Source organism: Lacimicrobium alkaliphilum (assembly GCF_002591895.1).
Classification (GTDB): domain Bacteria; phylum Pseudomonadota; class Gammaproteobacteria; order Enterobacterales; family Alteromonadaceae; genus Lacimicrobium; species Lacimicrobium alkaliphilum.
The window spans coordinates 174,835-190,338 of sequence record NZ_NISX01000004.1; the positions used below are offsets into that span (position 1 = coordinate 174,835).

Sequence of the window (15,504 nt, forward strand, 5' to 3'; positions counted from 1 at the left end):
TCTCAGGTGGATAATGTGGTTGACCGTTCCAAACGTATCCAGAGTGCGTTGACGGATGTGGATGAAGCCGTCGGTCAGACCAATGATATGATCTATCAGATTGCCACAGCCACCGGAGAGCAAAGCAGCGTAGTAGATGAAATAAATCGCAATATCACCCGGCTGAATGGCCTGTCCCAGCAAAGTGTAGAGATTGTCGGCGACACCAACAAGGTAGCTGAGGATATTGCTACTATGGCAAAAGGCCTGAACACCAATGTCGGGCGCTTTAAAGTCTAAGGTGTGTTTATCTTTGGCGTATTAAGCAGCAGTTTCTCGATCTGTAGCCCAACGATCAGCACGCCGCTTCCCTGCTGTGTTGGCAGCCGGTAACTGACATGGGCAAGAAACTCCGAAACTGAATCATCAAACTTCAACGCGCTGACCCGAAAGTGTCGGCCTGACAGTCCGGTTATTTTGCTTTCATCGCCTTGCCAGTAATCGCTGGTGGGGCGTGACATCGCCAGCAATTCACCATTTTCTGTGGTTAACATAATTTCCCGGATAACATCGGCTTGTGCCTCCATGGCCGTTAATACCTGGCTTAATGGATTACCAAGAATATCGCCAATCAGGTGGTACTCCTGTGAGGCCAGTTCCTGCGCCCATAGTGTTTCTGTCTGCACGATGGCCGCTTCGCTCATGGGCCGGTGTTCTGACAGATATTTCGCTGCCCGAGGCAGGAACTGCTCAGGCAGAGCAGCGATCACATCGTTGGCAACAAAATTTACAGCAGTGTTCTGTTGAGACTCAGATAACCGGGTTACCCGGGGATTACAATGGCTGATTTGACGATTAAATTGCGTCATGAAATCAGGATGTAACCTGGCCACTTCCAGAGAGAAACTGACGGTCTTGGCGGCAAAGCGAACAAAACTGTGCGCTATATCGACATCGCTGCCAGCCAGTAACAAACTCACTCTGTTGCGATCGGCAACAAAATAATCGAATCTGTCGCCGGCAAACTGAGCCAGCAACTGATGTAAATCCGGTGCCTGCATATAAGGCTCCTGCCCTTGCTCTATCAGCCAATGCTCGATATCACTGCCTCTGACCACTCCGAGTCTGTCGTAAGCTGCCTGCCCCGGATTTTTCTTCTGATAACGATACCAATGCTCCAGCGTCACGGGTTGTGAGCGCAAAGATTGGGTTACTTCCGAAGGTGAGGTAAAAAAGACACCGTCAATATTGCCCCGTTCCAGTTCTCTTTTCGCCCTGGCCCAGGGCAGCATCAGGATTTCACTTTTCACGCCAAGATTTGCAAGTACGCACAGCACCACTTTGGTGGCCTGTAATTCCTGCTCGGTGCGATGAATATATTCCCCCGACACCCTGCTATGGGTGGCCAGTACCAGTGACTCAGGTTGAGCATAAGACGAGGGAATAGAAAACAGAGAAGCAATAAAAAACAGAAGCTTAGACAGAATCCTTTCCACAATCATACCTCCATGGCGAAAAATCAGAATCGATAACGTTAGTGTAGCCCAAAAAGCAAAAACGCAGCCTGAGCTGCGTTTTTTCAAAACCTAAGGTCGGTGACCGTATCAGGCATATACCGGAAAGGTTTCACATAAGGCCAGGACTTCGCTGCGAACACGCTTTTCTACTGATTCGTCTCCAAGGTTATCCAGAACTTCACAAATCCAGGTTGCCACCTGCGCGGCCTGTTCTTCTTTGAAGCCGCGACGGGTAATGGCCGGTGTACCGATACGCAGACCACTGGTCACAAAAGGTGAACGGGGGTCGTTAGGCACCGAGTTTTTATTCACAGTGATATTCGAACGCCCCAACGCCGCGTCAGCGTCTTTACCGGTGATATCTTTGTCGATCAGATCGAGCAGAAACAAGTGATTCTCAGTGCCACCGGATACAATCTTGTAACCCCGCTCCTGCATCACCGAAACCATCGCTTTGGCATTTTTAACTACCTGCTGCTGATAAGTCTTAAACTCTGGCTCCAGGGCTTCTTTGAAAGCCACAGCTTTGGCGGCAATCACATGGCACAGCGGGCCACCCTGGTTACCGGGGAATACTGAGCTGTTCAGTTTTTTGTAGATATCTTCGTCACCACAGGATGACAGAATCAGACCGCCACGAGGCCCTGCAAGGGTTTTATGGGTAGTGGTGGTCACAACATGGGCGTGGGGCAGCGGATTCGGATAAATGCCAGCAGCAATCAGACCGGCAACGTGTGCCATGTCCACTAACAAATACGCACCAACCTTATCGGCGATAGCACGGAATTTTGACCAGTCCATTATTCCGGAATAGGCTGAGAAACCGGCGATAATCATCTTAGGTTTGTGCTCAAGGGCCAAGGCTTCGACCTGAGCATAATCCACTTCCCCGGTTTCTTCATTTAAGCCGTATTGTACCGCGTTATAGGTCTTGCCGGAAAAGCTCACTTTAGCGCCGTGGGTCAGGTGGCCACCATGAGCCAGACTCATCCCAAGCACCGTATCATTTGCATTGAGCAGCGCCATAAATACCGCAGAGTTGGCCTGAGAGCCTGAGTGTGGCTGCACATTAGCGTAATCGGCACCGAACAATTGTTTGGCCCGTTCAATGGCCAGATCTTCGGCAACATCCACATACTCACAACCACCATAATAGCGTTTGTGGGGGTAACCTTCTGCGTATTTGTTGGTCAGCTGGGAACCCTGCGCTTCCAGTACTCTGGGGCTGCAATAGTTCTCTGATGCGATCAGCTCAATATGCTCTTCCTGACGTTTCGTCTCTTTATCAATGGCTTGCCATAATTCAGGATCAAAATCGGCAATATTCATATCACGTGAAAGCATCGTCTCTCCTCGGGTGTTGTGCGGCTACTAATGTACTGGGAAAAAAGAGGCCACATTCTAGCCGTTTTCCCGTTAAAGTACAGTCTCTGTCGGTAATAGGATCGCTTAATTGCAGACAGACTTAGCTTTTAACCCTGATGCTAACTGGTTTAGAATAGCCAGCCATAACACCTCCTAAACAGATATAAGAGAATCTATGTCGCAATACGTCTATACCATGCACAGAGTGGGTAAGATTGTTCCGCCCAAACGTCAGATCCTTAAAGATATTTCCCTGAGCTTTTTCCCTGGCGCCAAGATCGGCGTACTGGGCTTAAATGGCGCAGGTAAATCAACTTTGCTGCGAATAATGGCCGGACTGGACACAGAAATTGAAGGTGAGGCCAGACCCCAGCCAGGCATTAATATCGGCTACCTGCCTCAGGAGCCGAAACTTGATGAGAGCAAAGATGTCCGTGGCAATGTGGAAGAAGCCTTTGCCGATGTGGTGCATGCACTCAAACGTCTGGACGAAGTCTATGCGGCTTACGCCGAAGAAAATGCCGACTTCGATGCGCTGGCCAAAGAGCAGGGTGAACTGGAAGCGGTGATTCAGGCCAAAGACGGCCACAATCTGGATTATGCTCTGGAGCGCGCTGCCGATGCGCTGCGTCTGCCCCCCTGGGATGCCGAAGTCAGCAAGCTTTCCGGGGGTGAACGCCGCCGTGTAGCACTGTGCAGGTTATTGCTGGAAAAACCTGACATGTTGCTGCTCGATGAACCGACAAACCACCTGGATGCGGAATCTGTGGCCTGGCTTGAGCGATTTCTGCATGATTATGAAGGCACTGTCGTGGCAATTACCCATGACCGTTACTTCCTCGATAATGTCGCGGGCTGGATCCTCGAACTCGACCGTGGCCAGGGGATTCCGTGGGAAGGCAATTACTCATCCTGGCTGGAGCAAAAAGATCAGCGCCTGCAACAGGAAGAACGTAGCGAACAGGCTCGTCAACGCTCTATTAAACAGGAACTTGAGTGGGTACGCACCAACCCCAAAGGTCGCCAGGCTAAGAGCAAATCCCGCCTCTCACGCTTTGAAGAGTTGTCCAATACCGACTATCAGAAGCGCAACGAAACCAATGAGCTGTTTATTCCGCCCGGAGAGCGTCTCGGAGACAAGGTCATTGATGTAGAGCACCTGAATAAGTCTTACGGTGACAGGCAATTGATCGATGATCTCAGCTTTAACGTGCCCAAAGGGGCGATTGTCGGCATTATCGGCCCCAACGGTGCCGGTAAATCTACCCTGTTCAGGATGCTCAGCGGTGAAGAACAGCCCGACAGTGGCACCATCAGTCTTGGTGAAACGGTCAAGCTGGCCAGCGTGGATCAGTTCCGCGATCACCTCGATGGCGACAAAACGGTATGGCAGCAGATCTCAGACGGCCAGGATATACTCCGTATCGGCAACTTTGAAGTAAACAGCCGCGCCTACGTCAGTCGCTTTAACTTCAAAGGCAATGATCAGCAAAAATACATCAAAGATCTCTCTGGTGGTGAGCGCAACCGGGTGCATCTTGCCGAGCTGCTTAAAGCCGGTGGCAATGTATTGTTACTTGATGAACCCACCAATGATCTGGATGTGGAAACCCTGCGGGCCCTGGAAGAAGCACTGCTGGAATTCCCCGGCTGTGCCATGGTGATCTCGCACGATCGCTGGTTCCTCGACCGGGTGGCCACCCATATTCTCGATTACCGGGATGAAGGCAAGGTCAACTTCTACGAAGGCAACTACAACGACTACGAAACCTGGCTCAAAGAAAACTTTGGTAAGGACGTCGTTGAACCCCACCGTCTTAAGTATAAAAAAATAGCGAAATAAAGGTTCAACGACCGGAGGCAGGATGCCTCCCCTTTCCGCAGGAAAGTAAACAAATTCAGGCTCCGCCTGATTTTGTGGTTTAAACCGCGGAGCAGGATGCGCAGCGGTTGATCAAAGGTCCGAGCCGCATAGACTTAAGTACAAAAAAATCAGCAAATAAGGCTCGACAAACTCAGGGCATGGATGCCGAGATTTACCGCAGAGTCGCAGAGTTCGCGGAGAAAGAAGAATGCCTTTCATCCTCTGCGCCCTCCGCGACTCCGCGGTGAAAGGTCTTTTTCTGTGGGGTGAAAAAGTCGCTGGATTCCCGCCAACAACATGCGGGAAAGACATTCAGTCATGCCCGAGTGCTGTTATCGGGCATGTCCAGCACCTTTGACAGCACGGTGTTATTGAACAGCGCATTGCTAATTCAATGGATGCTGGGCATCCAGCGCCCTTTTAGAAAGGCCTAATTAACCACAGAGACACCCCGCACCTTTGCTTTTAGTTCAACAGTATTACCTTCCAGAAACAGTTAAGCAAAGGGGCTGGGCAGGCAGAGAACACAGAGGTATGAAAGGTTTAGCCCCTTTACTTCCCCCGTCGTGCCGGGTTTATCCAGCAGCCTTTGACCACTCGATGTGATTGGTTAGCACGCTGTTTATTCAAAGGTTGCCGGGCTTGATCCGGTACCTTTATCATACAGCTGAATAGTTATCCCTTTCTGCACGGCTGGCTTTGCGAGATCCTGATTTTCATCAGGATGACGGGGTAGCCTGCAAGGAGCGGATTGCGGGATCAATATGCCCCGTATTCCGCTTCGCTTTATACGGGCTACGACTGCTGGCGAATAAATTCGCCCCTACAACTCAGCGTTCTCTGCGCCTCTGCGAGATCTTTATGAATTTTTAATGATCTCGCAGAGACGCAGGGGCGCTGAGATATAAAGACCTTCTATATTTCTGTATATACGTGATGAAGGAGTTTCTGTCCTTTAGTACATGTTAGTCGCAAAGACACTGGATTCCCGCCAACAACATGCGGGAAAGACATTCAGTCATGCCCGAGTGCTGTTATCGGGCATGTCCAGCACCTTTGACAGCACGGTGTTATTGAACAGCGCATTGCTAATTCAATGGATGCTGGGCATCCAGCGCCCTTTTAGAAAGGCCTAATTAACCACAGAGACACCCCGCACCTTTGCTTTTAGTTCAACAGTATTACCTTCCAGAAACAGTTAAGCAAAGGGGCTGGGCAGGCAGAGAACACAGAGGTATGAAAGGTTTAGCCCCTTTACTTCCCCCGTCGTGCCGGGTTTATCCAGCAGCCTTTGACCACTCGATGTGATTGGTTAGCACGCTGTTTATTCAAAGGTTGCCGGGCTTGATCCGGTACCTTTATCATACAGCTGAATAGTTATCCCTTTCTGCACGGCTGGCTTTGCGAGATCCTGATTTTCATCAGGATGACGGGGTAGCCTGCAAGGAGCGGATTGCGGGATCAATATGCCCCGTATTCCGCTTCGCTTTATACGGGCTACGACTGCTGGCGAATAAATTCGCCCCTACAACTCAGCGTTCTCTGCGCCTCTGCGAGATCTTTATGAATTTTTAATGATCTCGCAGAGACGCAGGGGCGCTGAGATATAAAGACCTTCTATATTTCTGTATATACGTGATGAAGGAGTTTCTGTCCTTTAGTACATGTTAGTCGCAAAGACACTGGATTCCCGCCAACAACATGCGGGAAAGACATTCAGTCATGCCCGAGTGCTGTTATCGGGCATGTCCAGCACCTTTGACAGCACGGTGTTATTGAACAGCGCATTGCTAATTCAATGGATGCTGGGCATCCAGCAGCCTTTGAAAAAGATAAGATTAACCACAGAGGGTTGAAAGGTTTAACCCCTTCACATCTCTGTGCCCTCCGTGCCTCTGTGGTAAACATTTCTTTTCGTGTCTGGTCTGTAGAGCTACATGAACGTGGCGCACAAAAAAACCGCCATCAGGCGGTTTTTTATGTCCATGGATGGACGGTATGCCGGAAATGTCGGGAACATTTTTCCGGCGATGTCCATGGATGGACGGGCAGGTAATTGCTCCTGCATAACCTGCACTTCCGCCTTCCCTGGCGGTCGTATGCCGGGGTTGCAGGGAGCATTCCCCGGCGAAAATCACTTTAAGCGTTTACGCTTCGGCGATAATTTTCACTTTCACCTGAGCATGCACGTCTGAATGCAGTTGCAGGTCAATTTCAAACTCACCGGTTTCACGCAGTGTGCCCAGTGGCAGCTTAACTTCAGCTTTAGCCACTTCAACACCGGCCGCGGTCAGTGCATCGGCAATGTCTTTGGTACCAACAGAACCGAACAGCTTACCTTCTTCACCGGCAGGAGCTGCGATGGTCACTTCAGCCAGCTCAGCAACTTTTGCTGCACGGGCTTCAGCGGCCGCCAGCTCTTCGGCGATTTTCGCTTCAAGCTCAGCGCGACGCTGTTCAAACTTCTCAATATTCGCCTTCGTAGCCGGTACGGCTTTAGCCTTAGGGAACAGGAAGTTACGGGCATAACCTGATTTTACGGTGACTTGGTCACCCAAACCGCCCAGGTTGGCGATTTTGTCTAGTAGAATGATTTCCATCTTTGCTACCTCTTAATAATACGCCAACGATTACTTGTGAGAATCAGTGTAAGGCAACAATGCCAGGAAGCGCGCACGCTTGATAGCAGTTGACAACTGACGCTGATATTTGGCACTGGTACCCGTGATACGGCTGGGTACAATTTTACCACTCTCAGTGATGTAGTTTTTCAACAAGGCAGTATCTTTGTAATCGATCTGCTTGATGCCTTCCGCGGTGAAGCGGCAGTATTTACGACGTCTGAAAAAACGAGCCATATTAAGTCTCCTAATCTATTATTCTGCAGCAGCTTCAGAAGCAGAGCTGTCTTCGCGGCTTTCGCGACGATCTTCTCTTTCACCTGAATCACGGCCATCTCGCTCACCTGAATCGCGGCGTTCATCACGACCACCTGTTTCACGGCGCTCTTCTCTGGCCATAGGGGAAGGTTCTGTATCTGCAGTTTTAGTGCGCATAATCAGATTACGCAGAACAATATCATTGAAACGGAATGCCGTTTCCAGCTCTTCAATGGCTTCAGCATTGGCTTCAGCATTGATCAGCACATAATGTGCTTTGTGCAGTTTTTCGATGGGGTAAGCCAGTTGGCGACGGCCCCAGTCTTCCAGACGATGGATCTGGCCACCGGCATTAGTAATGATTCCGGTATAACGTTCGATCATACCTGGAACCTGTTCACTCTGGTCCGGATGAACCATAAATACGATTTCGTAATGACGCATTAAAAGCTCCTTACGGTTATAGCCTATTGCAGCTCAGCCGGTCTGCTTAAGGCAAGGAACGAAGGTGTATGGCTGAGTCAAGGGCGCGCATTGTATATAAAGCGGGCAAACGATACAAGCAATTATGTCGATCACCTGATGATCGTATCAGGCTGCCACGGTCGGGGAATCTGCGGCCACCAATACAGCGACACCCACCAGAGCCAGCAACGACCACAGCAATGCCTGGCGATGAATGCGTTCTTTCAGCAACCAGGCGATCCCTAACGATAAAATAACACTGGTGGCGAACAGAGTTTGCACCACAGCAGCCTTGGTATGAGTAAAGGCTACCATCTGCAGATATAACGCGGCGAAGGTTCCCACCAGCGTAGCGGCACAAAATACCATCCAGGTGCGTTTGGGGTTGTCACTTTTGGGCAGCCAACGCTGACGCATCCCCAACATCAATACAATAATAATAGCCATACCGCCAAGCAGGCGAATCTGACTGGCATTGGCCGCATCGATACCGGTAGAAGTGAGAATATCGCGGCTGATCACTGCGCCCACCGCCTGGCACAGGGCGGCCAGTGCCGCATAGATATAACCGGTGGCTTCAAAGATCTTTGTCTGATCACGCCGGTTTAACTTAATCACCATATCCACAGACAGGATAACCAGCGCGATACCCAGCCATTGCTGCCAGTTCAGCCATTCGGCTATCCAGGCCATGGCCAGCAGTGCAGTAAAGATTGGCGCCAGGGTTTCCGCCACCAATAACGACTGGCTGTCTCCAATTTTGTTCAGAGACTGAAAAAAACAGGTATCCCCCAGACCTATGCCGATAACACCGCTTATAAGCAGCCAGAGTATATCCACCTGTGACAACTCGACCTGCATTGGCATGGCCAGGGTCAGAGGCAACAGAATCAGAATAGCCACCAGCCCTTTCCAGAAATTCAGTGCCAGTGGCGAATAACTTGCGCCTAATTGCCTGAACAGTCTGGCCGCTACCGCCCAGCAACAGGCTGTACTTAATGCCGCGATTTCACCAATCATAAGTATCCGGTTAATGAGGTTTAGATTTGAGCGGGCGGCAGGATAGAGAGGTTTATCAGCCAAATCCAGAAATGAATGGGACAAACTCCCAAAGTGCTGCGGCTAAGACTCTTTTATCTTGCGCTGGATCCTGCACTATGGGGATTAACAATACTTGGGTAGACTGGCAAACTGTCTGTTGCACAAGGCAAGGGGCGCTTAAGGGAGAACAGATTATCAGCCAACAAACACAATCCAGAACATTCGGTGGCCAGCCTTTCGTTATGCTCGTGGTTATCGTCGCCACGTTATACCTGGCCAGAGGTTTTTTGCTGCCGGTTACCGTATCCCTGATGCTGGCACTGACCCTGTCACCACCGGTCAGCCGGTTGATGAAAATCGGCATACCCAAAGTCCTTTCCAGCCTGATTATGCTGTTACTCAGTTGTTCATTGTTACTGGGTGCCGTGTGGTTAATGCTGCCGGCCATAGGCGGCTGGCTGACCACTGCGCCGGAAAAAATTGAAAGCCTGATGCATCTGGACCAGGAAATGGTCGGAACATTGCAACAGGTGAAGGATTCGGTAGAAAAAACCTCTGAAAAAGTTTCCGAAGCCGTAGAAGACGTGATCAGCTCTGAACAACAGGCTCCGGTCATGGTGGAGCAGCGAACCTGGCCTGACACTCTGCTCACCAATATACAACAGGGCGCAGGCAGTACCTTGCTGATTCTGGTTCTGACTTTGTTTCTGCTTACTAATGGCGGCGATCTGGTGATGAATATGGTGAAGCTGGCAAAGGAGCGACAACAACGACGAAGAATTATCAGGCTATTCAGCCGCCTGCGCACTGAAACCGGTTATTATCTGGGCGCGGTCATGTTAATCAACCTCACTCTGGGAGCGATTTCCAGTGTGCTGCTATGGCTGATTGATTTTCCCATGCCCTGGATCTGGATTGTATTGATAGCGGTACTGCGGCTTATTCCTTATGTAGGCATGAGTATTGTCAGTGCGCTGTTGCTACTGATTTCTGTTACCCAGGGTGACCAGCAGCTCTGGCAGATACTCATGGCCCCCGTCGGATTTCTGGTGCTCTCCACCCTCTTTGGTTTTATTGTTGACCCGGTAGTACACGGTATCCGCCTGCGAATTAACCCTATCGTGGTGTTTGTTGCAGTGATCTTCTGGGGCTGGCTATGGGGCCCGATTGGAGCCATCCTTGGCGTGCCCTTACTGACAGTCATTTTTGTAGTGGCTGACACCCTGGGCTGGAAACAAATAAGCCAGATTATGACGACCCGGCTCGGTACTGTCTCCGCATCAGAAAATAGCGATGGAAGACAATGAATCTGGCAAAGCCTACAACACCACCACTTATAGGAATAACAACGCATTCGGGGCGTTGGTGCCCCCCCTGGTGGGCGATGGCGTTCGCTATTCGCCGCGCCGGAGGTGAAGCGACGAGGATCAGTACCCGCCATGATGTTGACCTGGACAAGCTTGACGGACTGCTGATCAGTGGTGGTACCGATCTGTGCCCTGAACTCTACGGGCAGGAGGCTGAACCCGGACAGCAATACGATGTGCCCAGAGACAATTTAGAGTATCAGGTACTGGACTTTGTCCTGCAAAAGCAACTACCTGTAATGGGCATTTGTCGGGGTTGCCAACTTATTAATGTGCGGCTGGGAGGAACGCTGTTCAGGGATATCAAAGATCAGCGCAAGCTGACATCTAACCGCACACTGCTCCATCCGGGTAAAACGCTGTTTATAAAACCGGATAGTATGCTACACCGCATTGTTGAACATGAACGGTTGCTGATTAACAGTATCCACCATCAGGCGATCAGTGAGGTGGCTGAGAACTTCAGCATCAGTGCTACCGATGCGGATGGCTTTACCCAGGCCATTGAAAGCAATGCACTTCCTCATGTCCTCGGCGTACAGTGGCACCCTGAATACCTGCCCTATATGATCAATCAGACCAAGTTGTTCAAATGGCTGGTTCACCAGTCCGGTACATAAAGACCTGAGCATAATGATCTCTTATCTGGTGTTGTTTTCTTCGGCCTTCCTCGCTGCCACCTTTTTACCATTCTATTCGGAAGTGGTGCTGTTCACCCTGGCCCGTCAGGGCGAACCCGCAGCGCTGCTGATTCTGGTGGCGACACTGGGGAATACCCTCGGTGCGGTGGTAAACTGGGTGCTGGGTAAATATCTGCTGCACTTTAAGGATCGCCGATGGTTCTACTTTAAAGAATCACAGATTGAGCGGGTACAGAAGTGGTACCAGCGCTATGGAGTGTGGAGCCTGGCTTTTTCCTGGTTACCGGTCGGCGGAGATGCATTAACCTTTATTGCCGGAGTGATGAAAGTACGCATACTGCCATTTCTTATTCTGGTGGGGCTGGGTAAAGGCGTACGATATATTCTGGTATTTTATTTTTCCACCGCCATTTAAATCACACTCTGGTTACTCATCAGCATATTCGGAAATACGCTTTTTAGCGATACAATCAAGCGCAAAGTCAGGTTTCCTCTTACAAACAAAATATGTTTCGTTGAATCCCTGTCGTCTTCGCTAAAAATTCACTATACTGTCACACTCAAAAATCAGACGCACTGTTAATATAACCGTGCTGAATACACTCACAGCATTCAGTTTAGAAAGGATTTAAACATGATTTTGCTTACATTACTTTTCGCTGCCATTCTCGTTTTATTGCTGTACTCCCTTGCACAGGACAAGGGTAAAAATACAAAACATTTCCGCAATAGACGCGAGGCTTCAGTACGACCTTTACAATTGCGTAAGAAGCCTCTCAGAACTGGCGAATCTCTGTACTAGACGATCCGTTGCTCAGAGTGAGTATTGACTCAGAGTAAAAGGATATTAGCCCCGTTACGGGGCTTTTTACTTTCTACCATCCCTTATTTCACACACCGGTGTTATCCTGCTCTCCTGTTTGAGTAGATTCGGATGCTTTTTCATGCGCTTAGGACCAGGACTGCTTGTAACCGCCGCCTTTATCGGACCCGGTACTATTACCACAGCCAGTATGGCCGGAGCCAACTTTGGCTTCACTCTGCTGTGGACGCTGCTATTTTCCGTGATCGCCACCATGGTGTTGCAGGGCATGGCTGCCCGACTTGGTCTGGCAACAGGCCTGGGCCTGGCCGAGTCGCTGCGAAAAACACTCAATTCAGGATGGCAGAAGTACCTGTGCATGGCACTGGTGATCAGTGCGATCGGTATAGGCAGTGCAGCCTATGAAGCCGGCAACCTGACCGGTGCGGCCATGGGTATTCAGGCGCTACTCGGCGCACAAATCAGCACCTGGAGCACCCTGTTAACCCTCATTGCAGGGCTGCTGTTATTCAGTGGTCATTACCAGGTACTGGAAAAAAGTCTTATCGCTCTGGTGTTGCTGATGTCACTGGTATTTATCACCACCATGATCATTGCCCGGCCCGATATCCCCGCGCTGCTCAGTGGTTTGCTGATCCCCAGCTTCCCGGCTGGCTCGGTCACAACCGTACTGGCTCTGATCGGCACCACCATTGTGCCTTATAACCTGTTTTTACATTCCAGCGTCCTGGCCAGGCAGCATAAAGCATCAACAGATATGGGTGAAACCATCCGCCAGAGCCGATGGGATACGGGCCTTTCTATAGGACTCGGCGGGTTGATCACCCTTGCCATCGTCTCAACTGCCAGTGCCGCGTTTTTTGGCCAGCTTGCCGGTGACATCAACGCGGCGCAGATGGCTCTGCAACTGGAGCCTCTGCTGGGTAATCTTGCCCACTACTTTTTCGCTATCGGCCTGTTCGCTGCCGGACTGACCAGTGCTATCACCGCGCCACTGGCTGGTGCTTTCGCCGTTTGTGGAATGATGGGCTGGTCTACGGATCTGGCCAGTAATAAATTTAAGACAGTGTGGGCTGTCATTCTGTTGTGCGGTGCTATTGGCGCGGCACTAAAACTCAGTCCTGTTGCCCTGATTATTTTCGCTCAGGCTGCCAATGGCATTTTATTGCCCATAATTGCCATTTACCTGCTGTGGCTGATGAACCAGAAAAAGGTTCTGGCAGAACACAGAAATGGCTGGTTCTCGAATCTGCTGGCCGGGCTGATTATCCTGCTATTGCTGGGGTTGAGCAGTTATAAGCTGTGGTCACTGGTTTAGATAAAAAAGCCGCGAAAAAATTTTCACCGCAAAGTCACGGAGAACGCAGAGATGTGGAGATCGCAGAGAGGTAAAATTGATGTAGGGCCGAATTTATTCGGCCTGCATGGTCAGGTTGGCAGTATCAGGCGAATAAATTCGCCCCTACAAGGCGCGACGATATACGTCTTAAAACAACACCAGATCATCCCGGTGCATGGCAACGGAATAACTGCAGTAACCCAGTTGCTGCTCAATTTGCTGACGGTTTAAACCTGCTATCTCAGTCAGGGTTCGCGCATCATACTGACACAACCCAATGGCCACAGGCTCATGCTGAAAAATAACTTCTACCGCTTCACCGGCATTAAAGCCCCCTTCCACCTTTGTAATTCCCACCGGCAGCAAAGAGGCGCCCCTGTTCGCAATAGCTTCTGCGGCCCCGTGATCAATAAACACCCACCCTTTGGCACGTAAACTGTGCATTAACCAGTTCTTTTTGGCTTTGCCTCTGGATAGCGGCGGCACAAATAATGTTCCGGGCACCACACCACGGGCCAGTTGTGTAAAGGTGTGAGACTTAAAGCCATTGGCAATAATGGTCTGGATGCCATTGTGAGATGCTTTTCTGGCAGCCTGCAATTTCGTCTGCATGCCCCCGGTACCCACCTTGCTGCCCGCGCCGCCCGCCAGCGCCATTATCTGCGGGTCAATCTTTTCTACTCGCCTGAGCAGCTGTGCATCAGCATCTGACCGTGGATCGCTATTATACAACCCGTCAACGTCAGTACAGATAAGCAGGGTGTCGGCTTCAGCCACCAGAGCCACAAGAGCAGCAAGGTTGTCATTATCACCAAATTTGAGTTCATCGGTGGCGACCGAATCATTCTCATTGATCACAGGTAGCATGCCATGAGCCAATAGCTCTCTGATGGTGCCTTTAATATTCAGATAATGATCGCGATTACGAATATCACCATGGGTCAGCAGAATCTGTGCAGTGGGTGAATCAAATAATCTCGCCCAGTTGGCCATCATCCGGGTTTGGCCCACAGCAGCCATGGCCTGTTTTTCTGACAGGGTGGGAGAATGGCTAAGCGTAAACGCATTCTTACCGGCCGCCACGGCACCCGATGAAACCAGAATAACCTCTTTTCCCGCCGAACGGCTTTCGTTAACAAACTGAGCCAGAGCCAGCAAAGACGCGGTTTTGCACCCATCACCATGGGGCGATATCAGTGCGCTGCCTACTTTGATGACTGCCCGTTGCCAGGAAAAACTGATAGGGTTATTAGAGCCTTGTTGCCGCATTCTGAAATCTGATTTTGAGAAACCCTTAAGGTGGGCATAAAATACGTCGCTTATTCGGTTTAAGGCAAGAAAAAATGCGTAAGATGATCACCGGTTCCATTGCCTTTCTGGCATACGTGCTCAATACAGTGTTTTGGTGTACTCCGATTTTCACCCTGTCACTGCTAAAACTGATTCCTGTTGCCAGCTGGCGCGCCCGGATTGGACAAATACTGGATTTTTGTGCCAGGCAATGGGTCAAGCTGAATAACCTTAATCAGAACCTGACTGCATCTATAAACTGGGATGTTCAGGGGCTGAGCGGGCTGAAAAAGAAAGAATGGTATCTGGTGATCGCAAACCACCAGTCCTGGGTGGATATTCTGGTATTGCAGCGGGTTTTTAGCGGACGGATTCCGTTCCTGAAGTTTTTTCTGAAAAAAGAGTTGATTTGGGTGCCTTTACTGGGTCTGGCCTGGTGGGCATTGGATTTTCCTTTTATGCAGCGTTTTAAAAAGTCATATCTGGCCAAAAACCCTCACCTTAAAGGCAAGGATCTGGAGACCACCCGCAGAGCCTGTGAAAAATTCAAATACAAGCCGGTCAGCGTGATGAACTTTGTGGAAGGCACCCGCTGGACACCAGAGAAGCATCAACGCCAGAAGAGCCCTTTTCGTCATTTACTGAAACCTAAGGCCGGCGGGATTGCCTTTGTACTCTCAGCCATGGGCGACAAACTGCACAAATTGGTAGATGTGACCATTCACTATCCTCAGGGGGCCCCAAGCTTTTGGGACTTTGTCTGTGGTAGTGTCAACCAAATCCAGGTACGGGTCGATATCACGCCACTGGAGAATATCGCGCCGCGGGACTATTTTAACGAACCGGCCGAGCGGTTCAGGTTTCAGGGATGGCTGAATCAGCGCTGGCAACACAAAGACAATGTCATCGAACAATTAAAAAAAGAGCTGTAATC

The 15,504-nt window shown here is 50.3% G+C and carries 14 protein-coding genes; 7 read left to right on the forward strand and 7 right to left on the reverse strand.

The features are described from left to right. The first annotated feature begins 15 nt into the window (after positions 1-15). Positions 16-279, forward strand: a complete 264-nt coding sequence (locus CDA54_RS05565) for a hypothetical protein (RefSeq protein ID WP_180237117.1) — start codon at positions 16-18, stop codon at positions 277-279. Here the strand turns inward: CDA54_RS05565 and CDA54_RS05570 are convergent. Both CDA54_RS05570 and glyA read right to left on the reverse strand, forming a co-directional pair. Further along, positions 276-1,475, reverse strand: a complete 1,200-nt coding sequence (locus tag CDA54_RS05570) for a hypothetical protein (RefSeq protein ID WP_143452262.1) — start codon at positions 1,473-1,475, stop codon at positions 276-278. The two genes, CDA54_RS05565 and CDA54_RS05570, sit on opposite strands and share 4 nt — an antisense overlap. A gap of 108 nt (positions 1,476-1,583) precedes the next feature. Then, positions 1,584-2,840, reverse strand: a complete 1,257-nt coding sequence (glyA, locus tag CDA54_RS05575) for a serine hydroxymethyltransferase (protein ID WP_099034012.1) — start codon at positions 2,838-2,840, stop codon at positions 1,584-1,586. 196 nt (positions 2,841-3,036) lie between these two features. Between glyA and ettA the strand changes: the two genes are divergently transcribed. Beyond that, positions 3,037-4,704 (forward strand): energy-dependent translational throttle protein EttA, encoded by a 1,668-nt coding sequence (ettA, locus tag CDA54_RS05580; protein ID WP_099034013.1) that lies wholly within the window; start codon positions 3,037-3,039, stop codon positions 4,702-4,704. A 2,168-nt stretch (positions 4,705-6,872) separates the two neighbouring features. On the opposite strand, the gene rplI is transcribed toward ettA, so the two are convergent. From rplI to CDA54_RS05605, 4 genes are all read right to left on the reverse strand, one after another. Next, on the reverse strand, positions 6,873-7,325 hold the full coding sequence (gene rplI, locus CDA54_RS05590; RefSeq protein WP_099034015.1) for a 50S ribosomal protein L9: 453 nt from the start codon (positions 7,323-7,325) through the stop codon (positions 6,873-6,875). 30 nt (positions 7,326-7,355) lie between these two features. Next, complete coding sequence (gene rpsR / locus CDA54_RS05595) at positions 7,356-7,583, reverse strand: 30S ribosomal protein S18 (protein ID WP_062481250.1); 228 nt, start codon at positions 7,581-7,583, stop codon at positions 7,356-7,358. Positions 7,584-7,601: 18 nt separating this feature from the next. Then, complete coding sequence (rpsF, locus tag CDA54_RS05600; RefSeq protein ID WP_099034016.1) at positions 7,602-8,048, reverse strand: 30S ribosomal protein S6; 447 nt, start codon at positions 8,046-8,048, stop codon at positions 7,602-7,604. Between the two features lie 147 nt (positions 8,049-8,195). After that, positions 8,196-9,089, reverse strand: coding sequence for a DMT family transporter (locus tag CDA54_RS05605; protein ID WP_308427845.1), 894 nt, complete (start codon positions 9,087-9,089; stop codon positions 8,196-8,198). Positions 9,090-9,226: 137 nt separating this feature from the next. Here CDA54_RS05605 and CDA54_RS05610 point away from each other — a divergent pair, with 137 nt between their 5' ends. From CDA54_RS05610 to CDA54_RS05625, 4 genes are all read left to right on the forward strand, one after another. Beyond that, positions 9,227-10,417, forward strand: a complete 1,191-nt coding sequence (locus tag CDA54_RS05610) for an AI-2E family transporter (RefSeq protein ID WP_180237118.1) — start codon at positions 9,227-9,229, stop codon at positions 10,415-10,417. Then, complete coding sequence (locus CDA54_RS05615) at positions 10,414-11,097, forward strand: gamma-glutamyl-gamma-aminobutyrate hydrolase family protein (RefSeq protein ID WP_099034018.1); 684 nt, start codon at positions 10,414-10,416, stop codon at positions 11,095-11,097. The genes CDA54_RS05610 and CDA54_RS05615 overlap by 4 nt, the downstream gene beginning before the upstream one ends. Positions 11,098-11,110: 13 nt before the next feature. Further along, a complete protein-coding gene (locus CDA54_RS05620) occupies positions 11,111-11,533 on the forward strand; it encodes a YqaA family protein (RefSeq protein WP_099034019.1) in 423 nt (140 codons plus the stop codon). 529 nt (positions 11,534-12,062) lie between these two features. Beyond that, entirely contained in the window at positions 12,063-13,259 is a 1,197-nt protein-coding gene (locus CDA54_RS05625; RefSeq protein WP_099034020.1) for an Nramp family divalent metal transporter, read from the forward strand. A 168-nt stretch (positions 13,260-13,427) separates the two neighbouring features. On the opposite strand, the gene proB is transcribed toward CDA54_RS05625, so the two are convergent. Further along, positions 13,428-14,549 (reverse strand): glutamate 5-kinase, encoded by a 1,122-nt coding sequence (gene proB, locus CDA54_RS05630; protein ID WP_099034021.1) that lies wholly within the window; start codon positions 14,547-14,549, stop codon positions 13,428-13,430. A 74-nt stretch (positions 14,550-14,623) separates the two neighbouring features. Here proB and CDA54_RS05635 point away from each other — a divergent pair, with 74 nt between their 5' ends. Next, positions 14,624-15,502: an acyltransferase gene (locus tag CDA54_RS05635; protein ID WP_099034022.1), complete on the forward strand. Its 879-nt coding sequence runs from the start codon at positions 14,624-14,626 to the stop codon at positions 15,500-15,502. Positions 15,503-15,504: the final 2 nt, after the last annotated feature.